This is a genomic window from Streptomyces olivaceoviridis (assembly GCF_014650115.1).
Classification (GTDB): Bacteria; Actinomycetota; Actinomycetes; order Streptomycetales; family Streptomycetaceae; genus Streptomyces; species Streptomyces olivaceoviridis.
The window spans coordinates 55,926-74,015 of sequence record NZ_BMUI01000032.1 but is presented as its reverse complement, the minus strand read 5'-3'; the positions used below and the strand labels follow the sequence as shown (position 1 = coordinate 74,015).

The 18,090-nt window shown below is 72.9% G+C and carries 18 protein-coding genes; 8 read left to right on the top strand and 10 right to left on the bottom strand.

Annotated elements, in window-relative coordinates:
- Nucleotides 1–39: 39 nt before the first annotated feature.
- On the bottom strand, nt 40–1,212 hold the full coding sequence (locus tag IE273_RS37070; RefSeq protein WP_189819517.1) for a sensor histidine kinase: 1,173 nt from the start codon (nt 1,210–1,212) through the stop codon (nt 40–42).
- Between the two features lie 152 nt (nt 1,213–1,364).
- On the opposite strand from IE273_RS37070, the gene IE273_RS37065 reads away from it, so the two are divergent.
- Together IE273_RS37065 and IE273_RS37060 are read left to right on the top strand one after the other, a co-directional pair.
- Nucleotides 1,365–1,961 (top strand): hypothetical protein, encoded by a 597-nt coding sequence (locus IE273_RS37065; protein WP_189819516.1) that lies wholly within the window; start codon nt 1,365–1,367, stop codon nt 1,959–1,961.
- The gene (locus tag IE273_RS37060) at nt 1,958–2,461 is read left to right on the top strand and encodes a DinB family protein (RefSeq protein WP_059264203.1); all 504 of its coding nucleotides are present in this window, start codon (nt 1,958–1,960) and stop codon (nt 2,459–2,461) included. The genes IE273_RS37065 and IE273_RS37060 overlap by 4 nt, the downstream gene beginning before the upstream one ends.
- An 11-nt stretch (nt 2,462–2,472) precedes the next feature.
- Here IE273_RS37060 and IE273_RS37055 read toward each other — a convergent pair whose 3' ends face one another.
- The 3 genes from IE273_RS37055 to IE273_RS37045 form a co-directional block, all read right to left on the bottom strand.
- A complete protein-coding gene (locus tag IE273_RS37055; protein WP_189819515.1) occupies nt 2,473–3,045 on the bottom strand; it encodes a cob(I)yrinic acid a,c-diamide adenosyltransferase in 573 nt (190 codons plus the stop codon).
- A 145-nt stretch (nt 3,046–3,190) separates the two neighbouring features.
- A complete protein-coding gene (locus IE273_RS37050; protein WP_373309455.1) occupies nt 3,191–3,469 on the bottom strand; it encodes a DUF397 domain-containing protein in 279 nt (92 codons plus the stop codon).
- A complete protein-coding gene (locus IE273_RS37045; protein WP_189819513.1) occupies nt 3,466–4,308 on the bottom strand; it encodes a helix-turn-helix domain-containing protein in 843 nt (280 codons plus the stop codon). The genes IE273_RS37050 and IE273_RS37045 overlap by 4 nt, the downstream gene beginning before the upstream one ends.
- A gap of 257 nt (nt 4,309–4,565) precedes the next feature.
- Here IE273_RS37045 and IE273_RS37040 point away from each other — a divergent pair, with 257 nt between their 5' ends.
- The 3 genes from IE273_RS37040 to IE273_RS37030 all read left to right on the top strand — a co-directional run bounded on the left by IE273_RS37040 (nt 4,566) and on the right by IE273_RS37030 (nt 8,712).
- Nucleotides 4,566–5,414 (top strand): 3-hydroxyacyl-CoA dehydrogenase family protein, encoded by an 849-nt coding sequence (locus IE273_RS37040; RefSeq protein WP_189819512.1) that lies wholly within the window; start codon nt 4,566–4,568, stop codon nt 5,412–5,414.
- 158 nt (nt 5,415–5,572) lie between these two features.
- Nucleotides 5,573–5,896 carry an STAS domain-containing protein gene (locus IE273_RS37035; protein ID WP_181796362.1) on the top strand — a complete coding sequence of 108 codons (324 nt, stop codon included), beginning with the start codon at nt 5,573–5,575 and terminating at the stop codon, nt 5,894–5,896.
- A gap of 209 nt (nt 5,897–6,105) precedes the next feature.
- Entirely contained in the window at nt 6,106–8,712 is a 2,607-nt protein-coding gene (locus tag IE273_RS37030) for an ATP-binding protein (protein ID WP_189819511.1), read from the top strand.
- 462 nt (nt 8,713–9,174) lie between these two features.
- Here the strand turns inward: IE273_RS37030 and nucS are convergent, their stop codons facing one another.
- Nucleotides 9,175–9,846 carry an endonuclease NucS gene (nucS, locus tag IE273_RS37025; protein WP_014675027.1) on the bottom strand — a complete coding sequence of 224 codons (672 nt, stop codon included), beginning with the start codon at nt 9,844–9,846 and terminating at the stop codon, nt 9,175–9,177.
- 275 nt (nt 9,847–10,121) lie between these two features.
- Between nucS and IE273_RS37020 the strand changes: the two genes are divergently transcribed.
- Nucleotides 10,122–10,514 carry an SCO5389 family protein gene (locus IE273_RS37020; RefSeq protein ID WP_014675028.1) on the top strand — a complete coding sequence of 131 codons (393 nt, stop codon included), beginning with the start codon at nt 10,122–10,124 and terminating at the stop codon, nt 10,512–10,514.
- A gap of 119 nt (nt 10,515–10,633) precedes the next feature.
- Here IE273_RS37020 and IE273_RS37015 read toward each other — a convergent pair whose 3' ends face one another.
- Entirely contained in the window at nt 10,634–11,662 is a 1,029-nt protein-coding gene (locus tag IE273_RS37015) for an LLM class flavin-dependent oxidoreductase (RefSeq protein WP_189819510.1), read from the bottom strand.
- Nucleotides 11,663–11,894: 232 nt separating this feature from the next.
- Here IE273_RS37015 and IE273_RS37010 point away from each other — a divergent pair, with 232 nt between their 5' ends.
- Nucleotides 11,895–12,227 carry an Rv1322 family protein gene (locus IE273_RS37010; RefSeq protein ID WP_189819509.1) on the top strand — a complete coding sequence of 111 codons (333 nt, stop codon included), beginning with the start codon at nt 11,895–11,897 and terminating at the stop codon, nt 12,225–12,227.
- A gap of 40 nt (nt 12,228–12,267) precedes the next feature.
- On the opposite strand, the gene IE273_RS37005 is transcribed toward IE273_RS37010, so the two are convergent.
- The 4 genes from IE273_RS37005 to IE273_RS36990 all read right to left on the bottom strand — a co-directional run bounded on the left by IE273_RS37005 (nt 12,268) and on the right by IE273_RS36990 (nt 16,433).
- Nucleotides 12,268–13,152 (bottom strand): ABC transporter permease, encoded by an 885-nt coding sequence (locus tag IE273_RS37005; protein ID WP_189819508.1) that lies wholly within the window; start codon nt 13,150–13,152, stop codon nt 12,268–12,270.
- Nucleotides 13,149–14,570: an ABC transporter ATP-binding protein gene (locus tag IE273_RS37000; RefSeq protein WP_189819507.1), complete on the bottom strand. Its 1,422-nt coding sequence runs from the start codon at nt 14,568–14,570 to the stop codon at nt 13,149–13,151. The genes IE273_RS37005 and IE273_RS37000 overlap by 4 nt, the downstream gene beginning before the upstream one ends.
- 131 nt (nt 14,571–14,701) lie before the next feature.
- Nucleotides 14,702–15,475 carry an ABC transporter permease gene (locus tag IE273_RS36995; RefSeq protein WP_189819506.1) on the bottom strand — a complete coding sequence of 258 codons (774 nt, stop codon included), beginning with the start codon at nt 15,473–15,475 and terminating at the stop codon, nt 14,702–14,704.
- 4 nt (nt 15,476–15,479) lie between these two features.
- Nucleotides 15,480–16,433, bottom strand: a complete 954-nt coding sequence (locus IE273_RS36990) for an ABC transporter ATP-binding protein (RefSeq protein ID WP_189819505.1) — start codon at nt 16,431–16,433, stop codon at nt 15,480–15,482.
- 100 nt (nt 16,434–16,533) lie between these two features.
- Here IE273_RS36990 and IE273_RS36985 point away from each other — a divergent pair, with 100 nt between their 5' ends.
- The gene (locus tag IE273_RS36985; protein ID WP_229887911.1) at nt 16,534–18,063 is read left to right on the top strand and encodes an outer membrane protein assembly factor BamB family protein; all 1,530 of its coding nucleotides are present in this window, start codon (nt 16,534–16,536) and stop codon (nt 18,061–18,063) included.
- The last annotated feature ends 27 nt before the right edge of the window (nt 18,064–18,090 follow it).

Here is an 18,090-nt window from a genome sequence, read left to right as displayed (position 1 = left end):
CACCTCCAGCCCGCCGGTCACGCAGGCGGCTTGACACGATCATTGAGATTCTCCTTCGGTGAGCGGAAGCGTGGCGCGTACGGCCCACAGGGCGCCCCGGGGCCCGGCCTCGAACGTGCCGCCGAGCAGCGCGGCCCGCTCCCGCATCCCGGTCAGGCCGGAGCCGGAGCCGGGCGCGCGCGGGCCGTCGCCGGGCCGGTAGGGGCTGGTCACCCGGATGTCCAGCCGCCCGTCCCGCTGCCGGAGCGAGACCCGGACGCGCCCTCTCGCCGCGTGCTTCAGGGCGTTGGTCAGCGACTCCTGCACGATCCGGTAGGCGGCGAGCTCCACGGGCGCCGGCACCTTGCCGTGGCCGGCGTCGAGCGTGACGTCCAGGCCGCCCGCCCGAGCCCTGTCGACCAGCGCGCCGAGCCCGTCCAGCGTGGGCGACGCGGCGGGCTCCCGGTCCCCGGTACTGTCCCGCAGGATGCCGATCAGCCGGCGCATCTCCGCCAGCCCCGCCACGCTGTTCTCCCGGATGACGGCCAGCGCCTCCCGGGAGGTCTTCGGGTCGTCGAGGGAGAGCGCGGCCGTGGAGTGGATGGCGATGGCCGACAGGTGATTGGCGACCATGTCGTGCAACTCCCGTGCCATCCGGGCCCGTTCCGCGGTGACCGCCTGGGTGCGGTCCATCTCGGCCAGCAGCGCGGTCTGTTCCGCGCGCAGCCGGGCGGCCTCGGCGGCGTCGCGGTGGTTGCGCACCAGGGCGCCGGTGGCGGCCGGGGCCAGCGCCACCACCCCGACGCCCACACCGATCAGCAGCCCCTGCGGATCCCGCCACAGCGCCGCCGGCACGATCCCGCCGACGACCGTCAGCATCCCGGTGATCCACGGGATGCGGCGGGCGGAGGCCGGGGTGCCGTACAGGACGGCCGCGTACACCAGGTCGGTGTACAGCACGATGGTGACGACGCTGCCGAGGGTCACCGTGTCCACGGCCAGCGCGGCCGTGCCGGCCAGCAGCCCGACGCGCGGGCGGACACGACGCAGCGGCTCGCAGGCGGCGGTCACGGCCAGCGGCACCAGCGGTGCCCAGGGCGCGTGCCACAGCACCAGGCTGTCGGACGCCAGGCGGGGATGGATGCCGAGCGCCCACAGCAGCACTCCGCCGAGCAGCCCGCTCGCGGCGATGCGCAGGTCGTCGCGGTGCGGACGGGGGAGTGCGAAGGGCATGCCCCCCATCCAACACGGCCCGGGGGCGGGCCGCCTGCTTCCGGGGGAGGGTCCCGGAGTGCGACTTTCGCTTACCGCGGTCTCCTCTGCGCCGACGACGAAACCGGCGGCCCCGGCCGGGAGCCTGGAAGGGTGGACGAGGGGAGCGAACCGTGATCGTCGGACTGATCATCGCCTGCGAGGTGGCGTTCTGGGTGCTGCTGGCGGCCGGACTGGCCTTCCGGTACGTCTTCCGGAAGCCGCGCACCGGCCTGGCACTGCTGCTGTGCGAGCCGCTCCTGGAGATCGTGCTCCTCGCCGTCACCGCGACCGACCTGAGGAACGGCGCCGAACCGGACTGGCGGCACGGCCTCGCCGCGGTCTACATCGGCTTCACGGTCGGCCTGGGCCACTCCACCATCAGGTGGGCGGACGCCCGGGTGGCCCACCGCCTCGCCGGCGGGCCACCCCCGGCGAAGCCGCCCCGGTACGGCACGGCCCGCGCCGTCCACGAGTGGAAGGTCGCGGCCCGCTGGATCCTCGCCTCGGCCGTCGCCCTCGCCCTGCTCCAGGGCGCGGTCTGGTACGTCGGCGATTCGGGGGACACCGGTTCGCTCCGGGCCTGGCAGCAGCGCATGCTGTGGGTGATCGGCATCAACGTGGTCATCGCCGCGAGCTACACGCTGTTCCCCAAGCGGGAGCGGGAGCGGGGGGCTGACGGAAACCCTGTCGACAGCGGAGCGGGCGCCGGGTCATCATCGCCGCGATGACACGCACCGACACGCCTCCCGCCTGGGACGAGCGCACCCAGCTGACCACCTTCCTCACCTACGTCCGCGCCACCGCGCGCGCCAAGTGCGAGGAGCTCTCCGACGAGGACGCCGTGAAGGCGATCCTCCCCGGGTCACCTCTGATGACCCTGAGCGGGCTGATCAACCATCTGCGCTGGGTCGAGTACTACTGGTTCCGGGTCGTCTTCCTGGGGGAGCCGGACGAGGGCCCCTGGACCGACGAGGACCCCGACCGCGAGATGCGGATCGCCGTCGACATCCCGCTGTCCCGGCTCCTCGCCGAGTACGCCGAGGAGGCCGCCCGGCACGACGAACTCGTCGCCGCGCACGACCTGGACACCAAGGCGCGGATGAAGCGGAGCGACGGCAGCGCGGTGGACCTGCGCTGGATCCTGCTCCACCTCATCGAGGAGACGGCCCGCCACAACGGCCACATCGACATCCTGCGCGAGCAGATCGACGGCCGGACCGGCGACTAGACCAGCGGGGCCTAGCGCTCCCCGCCCGGCACCCACAGCACGTCGCCGGTCTCCCGGTTCGCGCTGCGGGCCAGGATGAACAGCAGGTCGGAGAGGCGGTTCAGGTAGGTCGCGGTGAGCGGGTTCATCGTCTCGCCGTGCACCTCCAGGGCCGTCCAGGTGGAGCGCTCGGCCCGGCGTACGACCGTGCACGCCTGGTGCAGCAGGGCGGCACCCGGTGTGCCGCCCGGCAGGATGAAGGAGCGCAGCTTCTCCAGCCGTTCGTTGAAGCGGTCGCAGTCCGCCTCCAGCCGGTCGATGTAGAACTGCTCCACCCTCAGCGGCGGGAACTCCGGGTTCTCGACCACCGGCGTCGACAGATCCGCGCCGACGTCGAACAGGTCGTTCTGGACGCGGGTGAGGACCGTGACGATCTCCTCGTCCAGGCCGCCCAGCGCGATGGCGGTGCCGATCACCGCGTTGGCCTCGTTGGCGTCCGCGTAGGCGGAGATCCTGAGGTCCGTCTTGGGAACCCGGCTCATGTCGCTGAGGCTGGTGGTGCCCCGGTCGCCGGTCCTCGTGTAGATGCGCGTCAGGTTGACCATACGGCCAGCGTAGTTACGCCCCGGCCGTCCGGGACACCCGTGTGCCCGCCGTCACGGCCGGCGCGGCGAAGTCGATCAGCCTGCCGGCCGGTGGCGCGCAGGGGGCCGGTGCGGTCCGGGTGGGAGCCGGCGCCCGGAGTGAGCCCTAGCGGAGCGCCCCTGTCCGCACGGCGGCGACGAACGACGACCAGGGCCCGGCCGCGAAGAGGAGGGCGGGGCCGTCGGGGGCCTTGCTGTCGCGGACGGGGACGGCGGGGGAGAGGCTGTCGGAGACTTCGAGGCAGGCGCCGCCGTCGGGGTTGCTGTAGCTGCTCTTGCGCCACGTCACGCCGGGGACGCCGATGAGGAGGTCGTCGGAGACTTCGAGGCACTCGCCGCCGTCGGGGTTGCTGTAGCTGCTCTTGCGCCACGTCACGCCGGTCATCTCGCTGGGTCGCACGGCACTTCCTCCAACATCCGCAGGATGAACTTCCGCGACTCGACAGGGGGCAGCGCCTGGTCGCGCATTGCATCGTACGCACGTTGCAGCCGCTCAACTGCTGCACTTTCTTCGATCAGTTCTCCGCGGTGCGCGTTCTCCGTGTAGGCCACTGGAGTGCCGCTTGCCAGTCGCAGGAACATGACGGCTGTACTCACCAGGCCGTGCGGTCCAGCGCTGTCCGGCAGCACCTGGAGCATGATGTTCCGGCGCTCCGACACCTCCAGGAGATAGTTCAGTTGCTCCCGGCGCGCACCGGCATCACGTAGCGGTGTGCGCAGCACCGTTTCGGCCATGATGGCGCGGAACGGCGGGGCGCCGTCGCCCTCCAGTACCATCCGACGCCCTGCGCGGGCGGTGACCTGCTGATCCAGCTCCTTGCCCTCGTAGCCGCCAAGAGTCAGCAGCTCACGCGCGTAGGCATCCGTTTGCAGCAGGCCCGGCAGGATGCTCACTCCGAAGTGCCAGAGACTCACCGCCTCCGCCTCCAGCGTCATGTACCGCCGGTACTGCTCCTTGAACTGCGTCGGGTCCGCCACGGCCATCTCCCACATCGCCAGCAGCAGTCCGGGCGTGCCGTAGTACTTGTCCAGCGCCTCGGCCACCTCCGGCCCGCCCGGTGTCTCCCCGCTCTCCAGCTTCCTGAACAGCGAGGGATCCCAGCCGACCGCCTTGGCCAGCTCCCGCAGACTCCGACCCCTGGAGGTGCGGAGCAGACGGAGTTCCTCCGCGTAGCGCCGGCGGGGTTCCTGACTGCGTCCGGTGATCACCCTGCGCATCGGCATGGGGCACCTCCCTCGTGCTCGCCGTGTGACGCTCTGGACGCAGAGAGTATCGGCGGGCGCGTGACCTCGGGGCCGGGAGGAGTGGTGCCGTACCCGTACGGGTTGACGCCCACTCAGCCGCCGCCGCCCCGTACCCCTGCCGGTGTGATCTCCGTCAAATGGGACGTGACGCGCGTTACTTACCGGTCACACAGCGGCGCCGGAGCGCTATGGTCCGCCGAAGGGCAGACCTTTCACCGCGTTCATAGGGAGTCGGAGTGGCACGGAAGCTCGCCGTCATCGGGGCCGGTCTCATGGGTTCCGGCATCGCCCAGGTCGCCGCGCAGGCGGGCTGGGACGTCGTTCTGCGTGACGTCACCGACGAGGCGCTGAAGCGCGGCACCGACGGCATCAAGGCCTCGTACGACAAGTTCGTCGGCAAGGGCAAGCTGGCGGCCGAGGACGCCGAGGCCGCCCTCGCGCGCATCACCCCGACCACCGACCTGGACGCCGCCGCCGAGGCCGACATCGTGGTGGAGGCCGTCTTCGAGAAGCTGGAGGTCAAGCACGAGATCTTCCGCGCGCTCGACAAGCTCGTGCGCGAGGACACCGTGCTCGCCTCCAACACCTCCGCCATCCCGATCACCAAGATCGCGGCGGCCACCGAGCGCCCCGAGCGGGTCGTCGGCGTGCACTTCTTCTCGCCGGTGCCGATGATGCAGCTCGTCGAGCTGGTCCGCGGCTACAAGACCAGCGACGAAACCCTCGCCACCGCCCGGGAGTTCGCCGAGTCCGTCGGCAAGACCTGCATCGTCGTCAACCGGGACGTCGCCGGCTTCGTCACCACCCGGCTCATCTCCGCCCTCGTGGTGGAGGCGACCAAGCTCTACGAGTCCGGCGTCGCCACCGCCGAGGACATCGACCTCGCCTGCAAGCTGGGCTTCGGTCACGCCATGGGCCCGCTCGCCACCGCCGACCTCACCGGCGTGGACATCCTGCTGCACGCCACGAGCAACATCTACACCGAGTCCCAGGACGAGAAGTTCGCCCCGCCGGAGCTGATGCGCCGGATGGTGGACGCCGGTGACATCGGCCGCAAGAGCGGGCAGGGCTTCTACACGTACTGAGTCAACCCGATCACGCACAACCACCCCGGGAGTGTCACTCCCCGGGGTGAATTCGGTATCGGTTCGCTTACAAGCAGCAACCGCACCGCCACCCGAACAGTCAGACGTTGCACAGCATCGTCACCGAGTACGCCAACCGCACTCAACGGGGAGCGCATATGCACATCAGGGGCGACCACGTCGAGCTGGTCGTCGGGGGCCGCCTCGACGTCCGCAGCGCGGCGGACGCCCGTACGGCCCTGCACTCGGCCGTCGACACCGGAGTCGGCGACCTGGTGCTCGACCTGTCCGAACTGGACTCCTGGGACGCCACCGGACTCGGGGTGATCATGGGTGCCCACCGGCGGGCCGGCCGCTGCGGACGGCGTCTGGTACTGCGGGGCGTGCCCCCGCAGATGCAGCGTCTGCTGGTGGCGACCCGGCTGCACCGCATCCTCGCCATCGAGGGCGGCATCGGGGTGGAGTCGCTGCCCCGGGTGTGAGGTGCGCAATCCTCACAAGACCGTGACGTCTCGGACCGCACGGCACCCCGCCCTGTCGGAGACACTGGCACAAGGTTTAGGGTGCGGTCGCCCGCCGCCTCGCAACCCTCGACCGAGCGGGCCCGGACCAGAAGCGACAGCGCGGTGTGCGACAAGGCCGGGAGGGGCCGCGAACACGGGCACACGACGCTTTTGGGGGGCTTGAACCCATGGACCCGATCGACCCGATCGACCCGATCCACCCGGGCTCCGAGGAGCACGGCCAGGCGCAGAGCCGCCGCCCGCCCCGGGACTCCCTCACCGCCGACTTCGCCGCGGGGCCGGCCGTGCCCGCCCGCATGGCCCAGGTCGTCGCCGGCGACCTGCAACTCACCGTCAATCCGGTCGACGGCAGCGAGGTAGAGCCCTGCCCCCCGGCCGAGCTCCCCGGCAGGCCCCGCAAGCGCACCGCCGCCGAGCGCGCCGAGACGGAACGCGCCGCCCTGCCGCCCGTGCCGCCCGGCCCCGACCGGCCCGCGCCCTCCCTGCTGGAACGCCAGGACGAACGCGAACGCCTGGTCCGCCTCCTGGCCCGGGGCCGCTCGGTGCGGCTCACCGGGCCGGGCGGCTCCGGCCGCACCGCCCTGCTCGACCTGGTCGCCGAGGACTGCCTGGACCTTGCCCCCGACGGCGTGGTCCGCCTCAGCGGCTTCCACCGCACGGCCGGCGACCTCCTGCACGACCTGTTCCACGCCGTCCACGACGCCCCCCGGTACCGTCCCGGCCAGGACGAACTCCTCGCCTGCGTCCAGGAGATCGGCGCGGTCGTCGTCCTGGACGACCTGGAGTTCGGCGGTGCCGCCCTGGACGAACTGCTCGACGCCACCCCCGAGTGCGCGTTCCTGTTCGCCGCCACCCCCGACGTGCCCGCGCCCTCCGCCGCGTCCGAGGTCGAGGAGGTCTTCCTCGGCGGCCTCGACCGCGCCGCCGGCGTGGAGATCCTGGAGCGCACCGTCGGCCGGGTGCTCACCGAGGAGGAGGCCAACTGGGCCGGCGACCTCTGGTTCGAGTCCGAGGGGCTGCCCCTGCGGTTCGTGCAGGCCGGCGCCCTGCTCAGGCAGCGCGACCAACTGCGCGCCAGCACCGGCGCGGTCGACGAGTACGGCGTCTTCGAGGACGTGCGCCTGCCGGCCGACCCGCCCGTGGACCTGGAGGACGAGGTCCCGCTGCCCTCCCTCGGCGAGGCCGCGGCCCCCGCCCCGCTGCTCGCCTCCCGGCTCAGCGCCTCCGCCCGCGCCACCCTCCGCTTCGCCGTCGCCCTCGGCGGTGAGGTACCGCACCAGGCGCACCTGCCCGCGCTGGTCGGCGACACCCACGCGGACGCCGCCCTCGGCGAGCTGGCGAGCTGCGGCCTGGTCTCCCCGGTCGGCTCCCGTTACCGCCTCGCGGCCGGCGTGCAGACCCAGCTGGAGGCCGCCGGGTACGCCGACGACGCCCCCGGCCACGCCGACACCGCCGCCCAGCACTACGCCTGGTGGGCCGGCCACCCCTCCGTCACCCCGGAGCGGGTGTGCGCGGAGGCCGACGCGGTCCTCGCCGCGCTCGCCGCCGTCGGGCCCCGGACGGCGCCGCCCGTCGAGGGTGAGCAGAGCGGCACCGTACGGCTGGCCCGCACGGCCGCGCCCGCCTTCGCCGCCGGGCTCCACTGGAGCGCCTGGGAGAGGGCCCTGCGGTCCGGCGCGGAAGCCTCCCGGCTGTCCGGCGAGGTGACCGAACAGGCGTATTTCCACCACGAGTTGGGCATACTCGCGCTCTGCACCGGCCAACTCGACCGGGCCCGCGCCGAACTGGAGGCGTCGGGCGGGCTGCGCGGCGCCCTCGCCGACAAGCGGGGCACCGTCGCCGGGCGCCGCGCCCTGGCCCTGCTCGCCGACCGCGCGGGCGAGGCGCTCGGGCTGCCGCCGGTCGCCGTGGGGGAGGAGCCGGCGGAGGTACGGCAGGAGGAGCGGGGGCCGGCGCCGTACGAGACCGCGGTCACCCAGCGGGTCCCCGTGCCCCAGCCGCGGGGCGGCATCCGGCGCCTGGCCCGGCGCAACATGGTGGCGGCCGGCTCCGGCGCGCTGCTCGCCGCCGTGCTCGGTACGGTCGTCGCGCTCGGCATGACCTCCCCCGACGACGCGGGCCGCAATCCGGCCGGCAAGGTCGACGCCAATCCGTCCGCCGGTCAGGACATCGGCGACGGCGGCCCGGGCACGGGGCCGACGGACACCGGCGACACCGGTTCGGCCGGCAGCCGGCCCACGTCACCGGGGCCCGACGGCACGTACGGTACGGCGGACGACCCGGCACCGCCCGCGGCCCCGTCCCGCCCGTCGGAGAGCGTCGAGCCCTCCGACACCGACTCCTCTTCCGGCTCACCGTCCAAGTCGCCGAAGCCGGGAGGGTCGAGCGGCGGTACGACAGGGGGCACGACCGGCGGGTCGACCGGTGGCTCGACCGGTGGGACCACGGGCGGCTCGACGACCGGCGGCTCGACGAGCGGCGGCACGGGCGGTACGACGACCGGTGGCACGGACGGTACGACCACCGGTGGTACGACCACGGGTGGGACCGGAACCGGAGGCTCGACCGGCACGACGGGCGACACCACCGGGAGCACCGGCGGCTCCACGGACGGCACCACCGGGGGCACCACGGGCGGCGACACGGGAGGCACCACGGGCGGCGACACCGGCGGCACGACGACCGGCGGCTCGACGGACGGCACCACCGGGGGAACGTCGAGCAGCGCCTCGGCATCGGAAACGACCCCGGGCACGACCGACCCGCTGATGTGACCGTGCCAACGCCGGTGCCGACGTCCGCTCCGCCGCGGGCACGCCGAGCGACGGGCGGCTCCCTCCCCGCCGAGACGCCGCCGCACCCCGCCGACGCCGTCGCGGCGGGAGGAGCGGGGCGGCGCAGAGGGGGTCGGCGGCGGCGAAAGTGCCCGGCGCGCCGAGGCCGGTGTCCGGCACCGCCGGTCCCCGCCGTCGTGGCCGGGCGCCGTCGCGGCGGGACAGGTGGGCGGCGGAGCGCGGGCGGGTGACTCCCATTTCGCCCCGGGACCTCGGGTGGTCGGCAGCGGCCTCTTCCGCCGTGACGGCGCCGCACCGCGAGGGCGGCGTCCGGTGGTGCCCGGCGCGCCGAGGCCGGTCCGGCACCGCCGGTCCCCGCCGTCGTGGCCGGGCGCCGTCGTGGCGGAAGAGGGGGTGGCGGAGAAGCGGTGCGTGGCGGCGGGACGGGACGGGGGCCGTCGGCTAGAACAGGCGGAGCTTGTCGTCCTCGATGCCGCGTAGGGCGTCGTAGTCCAGGATGTGGCAGTTGATGCCGCGGTCGGTGGCGAGGACGCGGGCCTGGGGCTTGATCTCCTGGGCGGCGAAGACGCCGCGGACCGGGGCCAGGTGCGGGTCGCGGTTCAACAGGTCGAGGTAGCGCGTCAGTTGCTCCACGCCGTCGATCTCGCCCCGCCGCTTGATCTCGACGGCCACCGTCTGGCCGTCCGCGTCCCGGCACAGGATGTCCACGGGCCCGATCGCCGTCATGTACTCGCGGCGGATGAGGGTGTACCCGTCGCCCAGCGTCTCGATGCGGTCGGCGAGCAGTTCCTGGAGGTGCGCTTCCACACCGTCCTTGATCAGGCCCGGGTCCACACCCAGTTCGTGCGAGGAGTCGTGGAGGATCTCCTCCATCGTGATGATCAGTTTCTCGCCCGCCTTGTTGACGACGGTCCACACACCCTCGTCCTCGCCCGTGCCCTCCTTCAGCGTGCAGGGCGGCGACATCCAGTTGAGCGGCTTGTAGGCCCGGTCGTCGGCGTGGATGGAGACACTGCCGTCCGCCTTGACCAGGATCAGTCGCGGGGCCGAGGGCAGGTGGGCGGTGAGCCGGCCGGCGTAGTCGACCGAGCAGCGGGCAATGACGAGACGCATGGTCGGCAACGCTACTCGACGCCCGCCGGTGCTCGCGATCCGTCCGCCCGCCTCCCAGTGGATCGCCCCATTTGTCCCTTGAAACTCTTGTTCATCCCTGGCCGATTGTGGGCGTAACGGGATCGGTCCATATACGCATTCTGCTGGTGTGGTCACCGACCGTTGCCTACCGTAGGAACGGGAGGTTGCGGCCCCTGTACCGAGCGTGTTCGAAATCGCGAACTCCCCTATCTGTCCGGCAACCCCTGCTCTTCGGGGGTGCGAGAGGAGAACCCATGTCGCTCGACGTCTCACCGGCCCTACTCGAACAGGCCGAGCGAGGCGAGGTCGACGAAGCAGCATTCGTCGACTGCGTCCGGACCTCCCTGCCTTACGCATGGGAGATGATCAGCTCCCTGGTGGCACAGCTGAAGGTGGACGGCGGACCCTTCGCCGACAACCAGACGCCCCCGCCGGACGAGCAGGCACGCGGTCAGCTGCTGCGTGCGCTCGCGAGTGACGCGATACGCGGCGCGTTGCAGCGGCACTTCGGTGTGCGGCTGGCCTTCCAGAACTGCCACCGCGTGGCGGTCTTCCCGCTGGACGCCTCGGTGGACGAGACGTTGGCCCGCTTCACGTCGGTGCGCAACCAGTTGCTGAACCAGTCGCCGGAGCTCCGGGACTGCTGACGCGCGGTTCCGGTACGGCCGAGACGGACAGCCGCCGGCTTGCCGTTCCACCCGCGGGGGAGGTGCATCGAGGACCGGGGCGGCAAGCCCCCCCAGGTGGCTTGCGCGTGGGGGGCCGGTCAGCGCAGCTGGGGCAGCACCTCGGCGCCCAGGCGCCGTAGGTTCTCCTCCGTGGCCGCGAGGTCGCCCGAGCCCTCCACCAGGAGGGCGAAGCGGGAGATGCCGGTGCGCTCCGAGGTCGCCGCGAGCCGGTCGGCGGCGAGCCGCGGGGTGCCCACCGGGTGCAGTCCGCAGAGCAGTTCGGTGTAGGCGTACGGGTCGCGCATCGAGCGCGCCCGTCCGTCCACCGTCACATGGGCGTCCAGGCCCTGCCGCAGCCAGCCGGGCATCGCCTTCAGCAGCGTCTCCACCGCGTCCGTGCGCCGGTCGGCGAGCTGGCAGACCCCGGCGGAGACATGGGCGGCGCCCGCGATCTCCTCGGCCGGCCGGCCCGCCGTGCGGGCGCAGCGCCGCCACAGGGCGACCATCTCGGCCTTCTCCTCGTCCCCGACGTGCATGCCGAGCAGCATGGGCAGCCCGCGCTCCGCGGCCAGCCGTACGCTCGCCGGTGAGGTGCAGGCGAGGACGACCTCGGGGCCGGGCGCGTCCGTCAGGGCCTCCGACGGGCGGGGGACGACCGGCACCTCGCGGAAGCAGAACCGCTCCCCGGAGGCCGCCACGGACGGTTCGCCCAGCCAGCGCAGCAGCAGATCGAGCGACTCCGGGAACCCGTGTTCGTACGCCTCCAGTCCCGTGCCGAACACCTCCAGGTCCACCCAGGGGCCACCGCGCCCGACGCCCAGCGTGAACCGCCCGCCGCTGGTCAGGTGCAGCAGTGCGGCCTGCTCGCCGAGGGCGACCGGGTGGGCCGTGGGCAGTACGCTGACGGCCGTGCCGACCCGGATGCGGCGGGTGCGGCCGAGCAGCAGCGCGGCCAGGGTGACCGCGGACGGGCATGTGCCGTAGGGCACGAAGTGGTGCTCGGCGAGCCAGACCGTGTCCAGCCCGGAGTGCTCGGCGACCTCCGCCGAGCGGACGGCCCGGTGCAGGGCCTCCCCCGGGCCCTGGCCCGGGAACTGGGCCGCCAGCACAAAACTTCCTACGTGCATCGCATTTCCTGCTTCCTTGGCTCCGACCCGGAGCTCCCCACCCGGCATAACCGTCTGACACGTGCCCAGGACACGGCCCGGCCGAAGGGATTTGCGGATTGTCAGGAGAATGGGTCGCACGGGAGGGGGACTTGTACGGGTTGGTTCCCTCCGCGTACCCCACGCGTACCCGCCTCGACGGCGCGTAGGCTGGATGGAGCCGTGCTCCCTGTATAGCCCCGAGAGGTGTCCCGTGTCCCCGCGTCGCAACCGACCGAAGGCAGCCGGATCGTCGGGCCGGAGCGCCGAGGACGACCCCGCCGGCCGGTACGGCGGCTGGCAGTCCACGGAGAGCTGGCAGGGCGAGGAGTGGAGCGTGCGCCATGTCGCCGGGGCCGGCGCGGAGGGCAAGACCTACCGCTGCCCGGGCTGCGACCAGCTGATCCCCTCGGGTGTCCCGCACGTGGTGGCCTGGCCGCAGTACGCGGGCGTCGACGACCGCCGGCACTGGCACAAGGCCTGCTGGAACGCGAAGGACCGCCGCACCACGCGGGTGCAGCGGTCCCGTAACGCGCCGAGGTTCTGAGCCGTACGGCTACCGTCCCCGCTCTTGGACGTCCCGGCTCTCACACGTCCCGGTTCTGGAGCAGCGCGTACGCCCCCGCGTAGACCGCCGCCGTCACGCCGATCATGATCCACAGCGGGTCCCAGCCGGACGGGCCGGACTCGGTCAGGGAGTTGGCGTAGAAGACGCTCAGCTGGTTCGGGATCGAGTACTCGAAGAGCCACTGGCGCAGCTTGTCCAGCGACTCCGTCACCATGAACAGCGCGAGCACCAGCGGCGCGAGCAGCACGCCGATCATGATGGTGATGGCGCCCGCGGAGTGCCGGATGACCGAGCCGATGAGCAGCGAGAGCAGGCCGAGCAGCGCCATGTAGAGGCTGATGCCGACGGTGGCCTTGAACCAGTCGCCGCCGGTCGGGGTGCGGGCGCCGGTGTTCCCGAGCAGGGACGCGTGGACCATGGCCACGAAGCCGGAGGTGACCAGGGTGACCACGAAGGCGAGGGCGAAGAACACGATCGACTTGGCGGCGAGCACCCGGGCCCGGCTGGGGCACGCGGTCATCGTCGTCCGGATCATGCCGGTGCCGTACTCCGACGCCGTGGTCAGCACGCCGAGCGTGATGATGCAGATGCTGCCGAGGAGCAGGCCGAAGAAGCCGAACGACAGCGGGTTCTCGCCGGACAGGCTGGTGGAGTCGGAGTTGGCCTCGACCAGCGCGCCGGTCAGCAGGCCGATGCCGACGACGAGCAGCACGAACACGCCGATCGTCCACATCGTGGAGCGCACCGACCGGATCTTCGTCCACTCGGAGGCCAGCGCGTGCCCGAGGTGGGTGCGCACGACCGGGATGGGCGAGGTGTAGCCGGGGTACGGCCCGCCGGGCGCCGCCTGCCAGTCAGGCGCGGCGGCCGGAGCCTGCGGCATGGGGGGCTGGTGGGTGCTCATCGGGCGTCCTCGGGCTGGGTCGGGTCGGCGGGGGCGGAGGCGGAGGCGGGAGCGGCGGCCGGGGGAGCCGCCGCGGGTGCCTGCTGCGGGGCGGAAGGGGCGGCGGGGACCTGCGGGGCGGCGGCGCCCGCCGGGGCCGCCGGCGTCGTCTTGGCCAGGGCGGGCGGCTGGTCCTGCGGCGCCGGACCGGCGGAGGGAGCCTGCGGTGCCTGTCCGGCCGGCTGGGCCGGTGCCTGCCCCTGGGCGCTCGGCCGCGCGTACGGGTTGGCCGCCCCCGCCGCCCCCGCCGCGCCACCGGGCGCCGTACCCGGTGCCGCGCCCGGAGCGCCGTACCCGGCCGCCGGGGCACCGCCGTACGGGCCCGCCGGAGGCATCCCGAAGGGCTGGCCGCCCTGCTGGGGCGGTGGCGGGGCGTACCAGCCGGGCTGGCCCTGGCCCGGTACCGGCATGGGCGGCTGGACGCCGGGCGGCAGCGGCTGCTGGAGGCCCGCCTTCTGGTCGATGGTCGAGCGGTAGTCCACGGCGCCCTGCGTCATCCGCATGTACGCCTCCTCAAGCGAGGCCTGGTGCGGGGACAGCTCCCACAGCCGGACGCCCGACTCGTGCGCGAGGTCGCTGATCCGGGGCAGCGGCAGTCCGGTGACCCGGAGCGCGCCGTCCTGCTCGGGCAGCACGTGCCCGCCCGCCCCGGTGAGCGCGGAGGACAGCTTCTCGCGCAGCTGCGGCTCGGTGTCCGGGGTGCGCACGCGCGCGAAGTCGGCCGAGTTGGCCGAGATGAAGTCCTTCACGCTCATGTCGGCGAGCAGTTGTCCGCGCCCGATGACGATGAGGTGGTCGGCGGTCAGCGCCATCTCGCTCATCAGGTGGGAGGAGACGAAGACCGTACGGCCCTCGGCGGCGAGGGCCTTCATCAGGTTGCGGACCCAGAGGATGCCCTCGGGGTCGAGGCCGTTGACCGGCTCGTCGAAGAGCAGCACCTGCGGGTCGCCGAGCAGCGCGGCGGCGATGCCGAGGCGCTGGCCCATGCCGAGAGAGAAGCCCTTGGAGCGCTTTTTGGCCACATCCTGGAGGCCGACCACGCCGAGCACCTCGTCCACGCGCCGCGCCGGGATGCCGGAGAGCTGGGCCAGGCTCAGCAGGTGGTTGCGGGCGCTCCGGCCGCCGTGCACGGCCTTGGCGTCGAGCAGCGCGCCGACCTGCCGGGGGGCGTTGGGCAGCTTGCGGTACGGGTAGCCGCCGATGGTGACCGCCCCGGACGTGGGGTTGTCCAGCCCGAGGATCATCCGCATCGTCGTGGACTTGCCCGAGCCGTTGGGCCCGAGGAAGCCGGTCACGGCTCCTGGCCGCACCTGGAAGGAAAGGTTGTACACGGCGGTCTTGTCGCCGTAGCGCTTGGTCAGGCCGACAGCCTCGATCATGCTCCGCACCCATCGAAAGGTTCAGGACAGCGGGGCACACGCCCCCGTAAGGGTTAGGAGCTTATCGAGGCGCTGACGGTTCCGCCCAAAAGAAAGTAAAGCCAGAGCACTACGGCGTGTGACGGCGGTGCCTACTGGGCGTCCCGGCGTTTGAGGAGGAGATAGCCGCCCGCCAGCGCGGCGGCCACCCACAGCGCCATGATCCCGAGCCCGGCCCAGGGGCCGTACGGCGTGTCGTCGGCCACCCGCGGCACCACCCGCATGATCCGGCTGCCGGCCTGGTCGGGCAGGAAGCGGCCGATCTTCTTGGTCGCGGCGACGTTGCCGAGGATGTTGGAGATCAGGAAGAAGAACGGCATCAGGATGCCGAGGGACAGCATCGGCGAGCGCAGCATCGCGGCGACGCCCATGGAGAACATCGCGATCAGGGTCATGTACAGCCCGCCGCCGAAGACCGCGCGCAGCACGCCGGGATCGCCGATGGCGGCCCGGTGGGAGCCGAGCATGGCCTGGCCGAGGAAGAACGCGGCGAAGCTCGTCACCATGCCGACGGCGAGCGCGAGCGCGGCGGCCACCGCGACCTTGCCGAACAGGAAGGTGCCGCGCCGGGGCACGGCCGCCAGCGAGACCCGGATCATGCCGGTGCTGTACTCGGTGGAGACGACCAGCACCCCGAACACGATCATCGCGAGCTGGCCGAGGGTCATGCCCGCGAAACTGACGACCGTGGGATCGAAGGAGAGCCGCTCCCGCGCGGGCATGTTCGCGAACTGCCGGTTCGACAGCGCGGAGATCAGCATCCCGAGGGCGACGGTGACCACCACGGCCAGCGACAGGGTCCACACCGTGGACGCCACCGACCGGATCTTGGTCCACTCGGACCGGATGACCTGTACGGCCGCCATGGTGTCAGACCCCCTTCCAGCCGGCGCCCCAGTCCTGCGGGACGGGACCGGGACCGGCCTGCGCGTGGTACTCCACCGCTTCCGCCGTCAGCCGCATGAACGCCTCCTCCAGCGATGCCTGCCGCGGGCTCAGCTCGTGCAGCACGAGCCCGTACCGCGCGGCCAGCTCACCGATCTGCTCCGCCTTGCCGCCCTCCACCTCCAGCGCCCCGCCGCCCGCCTCCACGACGGTGATCCCGGCCTGGTGCAGCACGTCGAGCAGCCGCTCGGGCTGCGGGGAGCGGATCCGCACGTACGACCGCGAGTTCGTCCGGATGAAGTCGGCCATGGAGGTGTCCGCGAGCAGCCGCCCCTGCCCGATGACCACCAGGTGATCGGCCGTCAGCGCCATCTCGCTCATCAGATGGCTCGACACGAACACCGTCCGGCCCTCCGCGGCCAGCGACTTCATCAGGTTCCGGATCCAGTGGATGCCCTCCGGGTCGAGGCCGTTGACCGGCTCGTCGAACATCAGGATCCGCGGGTCCCCGAGCAGCGCGGCGGCGATCCCGAGCCGCTGCCCCATGCCGTACGAGAACCCCTTGGCCTTCTTCCGGGCCACGGCGGTCAGCCCGACCGTCTCCAGGACCTCCGCCACCCGGCGCTCCGGGATGCCGTTGCTCTGCGCGAGACACAGCAGGTGGTTCCAGGCGCTCCGGCCGCCGTGCACGGCCTTGGCGTCCAGCAGCGCGCCGATGTACGTCAGCGGGTCCTTGAGCCGGTCGTAGTGCGTCCCGTCGATCCGGACGTCGCCGGCGGTGGGGCGGTCGAGCCCGAGGATCATCCGCATGGTCGTGGACTTCCCGGCGCCGTTGGGCCCGAGGAACCCCGTCACGATGCCCGGCCGGACGGCGAAGGTGAGGTGGTCGACCGCCACCTTCTCGCCGTACCGCTTGGTCAGCCCGTCCAGCTCGATCATGCGGCCACGCTAAGACGGGCTCGGGGCGGCTGCCACTTGAGCGGGCGCGGTATGCTCCAGCCCCCTTGAACGGCGCGGGGGGCGCCGGGGGCGGGACACGGTGGGGGAGACAGTGGTCCAGGACGGCAGACCGCGGGCGGAGTGGCGTGGCGCGCGGGCGGGGCTCGCGGTGGTGGCCGCCGGTGCGGCGGCCGGGCTCGCGGTGGAGTTCCACGTCCTGGGCTGGACGTCCGTCCCGGGCGGCTCCTGCGGCGGCCGGTACCGGCCCTGCCCGGACGGCACCACACCCACCCTCCTCCTGGCGTTCGCGCTGACCTTCGCCGGCTACATCGCCCTGCTGGTCACCATCGGGAAGTTCACCGACCGGCGCCCCGGCAAGGTCCTGCCCGCCGTCCTCGCCGTCACCGGCGTGCTGCTCGCCCTGTGGCCCGGGTGGCAGGCGTACCTGTGGATGCGCGGACCGGTGCTCGACCTGGCCTGGCAGAGCGAGAGGGACCGGCCGTCGAGCGTCCGGGCCGAGGGCGTGTGGACCGTGGGCGAACACGGCTCGACCGTGGTCCGGGTGCGCGGCGACGCGCTGGTCGCCTACGACGCCCACGACGGCGACCGCCGCTGGACACTGCGGGCCCCGGTGCGCGAGTCGGTGTGCGGGATGAGCGAGGGCGTCGCCGACGGCGTCGGCCTGGTCGCCTTCGCCCGCTACGAGAAGCCCTGTGACACCGTGTGGGGCGTCGACACCCGCACCGGCCGCACGCTGTGGGAGCGGAAGACCGAGGGCGTCTCCGCGTTCACCTCCGGCAGCGACAGCCTCCTCGCGGCCGACGGCGGCGTGGCCCTCGCGCTCACCGACACCGGGGTGCGCGCGTACGGCCTCACCGACGGCCGCCCGCGCTGGACCACCGATCTGCGCGGGACGAAGGCCGGTGAGACATGCGCGCCGAACGTCGTCTCCGCGGCCGGCGGCACCGCCCGGGTCGTGGTCACCTGCGAGACCGAGGAGAAGGGCGGCGGCCGGGTGGTGACCCTGGACGACGCGACCGGCAGGCAGCGCGGCAGCCGGGCACTGCCCGTGGAGAGCCCCGTCGACACGGCCATGGTGCTCTCCGCCGAACCGTTCACCCTGCTGCTGGCGGAGCGCGACGAGCGCGGTGTCGCGGCCGTCCTCGCCTACCCCGACGGCGACGGCGACCCGGTGAGCGTCCCGCTCTCCACCGACGACGAGGACCTGATGCTCCGCGAGGTCGGCGGCGACGACTTCAGGGCACGGCCCGCCCTGCCGGCGACGGTCGTCGGGAACACCCTCGTCGTCGCCACCCAGAAGCCGGGCGGCTACGACGCCGACCACGTCTCGGCCTACTCCCTCGGCGACGGGCGGCGGCTGTGGCGCGCCGGGGTGGACGGGGTCGCCGGGCTGGTGTCCACCGACCCCGACCGGGTCGCCGTGCTCGGGCCGAACGGCCGGCTGTGGACCTTCGACACCGCCGCCGGGGACCGGATCGGCGAGGACGACGGCGTCATGGTCACCACCAACCGGTTGGCCGGAGGCACCCAACTGCTGCGCGCGGACGGCACCTGGATCGTCGTCAACGGCGACGGCACGAAGGAACCGCCCTTGTACGGCCTGCGCTAGCGATGCCGAAGGGGCGGCGGGACCAGG

Coding starts and splice junctions, on each gene's coding strand:
- IE273_RS37000 (WP_189819507.1), bottom strand. CDS start 14,570: ATGATCGAGGCTGTCGGCCTGACCAAGCGCTACGGCGACAAGACCGCC.
- IE273_RS36995 (WP_189819506.1), bottom strand. CDS start 15,475: ATGGCGGCCGTACAGGTCATCCGGTCCGAGTGGACCAAGATCCGGTCG.
- IE273_RS37070 (WP_189819517.1), bottom strand. CDS start 1,212: ATGCCCTTCGCACTCCCCCGTCCGCACCGCGACGACCTGCGCATCGCC.
- IE273_RS37050 (WP_373309455.1), bottom strand. CDS start 3,469: ATGACCGGCGTGACGTGGCGCAAGAGCAGCTACAGCAACCCCGACGGC.
- IE273_RS37005 (WP_189819508.1), bottom strand. CDS start 13,152: ATGAGCACCCACCAGCCCCCCATGCCGCAGGCTCCGGCCGCCGCGCCT.
- IE273_RS37015 (WP_189819510.1), bottom strand. CDS start 11,662: ATGCACGTAGGAAGTTTTGTGCTGGCGGCCCAGTTCCCGGGCCAGGGC.
- IE273_RS37035 (WP_181796362.1), top strand. CDS start 5,573: ATGCACATCAGGGGCGACCACGTCGAGCTGGTCGTCGGGGGCCGCCTC.
- IE273_RS37060 (WP_059264203.1), top strand. CDS start 1,958: ATGACACGCACCGACACGCCTCCCGCCTGGGACGAGCGCACCCAGCTG.
- IE273_RS37020 (WP_014675028.1), top strand. CDS start 10,122: ATGTCGCTCGACGTCTCACCGGCCCTACTCGAACAGGCCGAGCGAGGC.
- IE273_RS37045 (WP_189819513.1), bottom strand. CDS start 4,308: ATGCCGATGCGCAGGGTGATCACCGGACGCAGTCAGGAACCCCGCCGG.
- nucS (WP_014675027.1), bottom strand. CDS start 9,846: ATGCGTCTCGTCATTGCCCGCTGCTCGGTCGACTACGCCGGCCGGCTC.
- IE273_RS36990 (WP_189819505.1), bottom strand. CDS start 16,433: ATGATCGAGCTGGACGGGCTGACCAAGCGGTACGGCGAGAAGGTGGCG.
- IE273_RS37030 (WP_189819511.1), top strand. CDS start 6,106: ATGGACCCGATCGACCCGATCGACCCGATCCACCCGGGCTCCGAGGAG.
- IE273_RS37055 (WP_189819515.1), bottom strand. CDS start 3,045: ATGGTCAACCTGACGCGCATCTACACGAGGACCGGCGACCGGGGCACC.